Annotated in this window: 1 protein-coding gene; it reads right to left on the minus strand. The window is 70.6% G+C overall.

Going from position 1 to position 269, the window contains the following annotated elements:
• Positions 1 to 252 (minus strand): hypothetical protein (locus GUI70_RS23340; protein WP_202630606.1); only part of this gene is annotated, 252 nt, incomplete at its 3' end.
• Positions 253 to 269 lie beyond the last annotated feature (17 nt).

The following is a 269-nucleotide window of genomic DNA, read 5'->3' on the forward strand; positions in this document are numbered from 1 at the left end:
GCGGCGCACGTCGGAACCGCCCGCCACCACTATGAAAACGCGCCCGACCGGCGCCTGGGCGCGCGCGAGGTCGAGCCCGCTGCCCGCGCCGACCTGCGTGAAATAGAGGCACTCGCCTGCGGGACCCACCACCTGCATGGCGCGGATCATCGGAAAGCGTGTCAGGCCAGCCGGACCGCCGATGATGCGAATCGGCGAGCCCGAGAGGCGGGCCGCGAGCGTGTCCACGTCGTCGACGACGATCTCGCTCACGTTCCAGCCGAAACTCG

Origin of the sequence: Deinococcus alpinitundrae (assembly GCF_009982895.1) — a bacterium.
Taxonomy (GTDB): domain Bacteria; phylum Deinococcota; class Deinococci; order Deinococcales; family Deinococcaceae; genus Deinococcus; species Deinococcus alpinitundrae.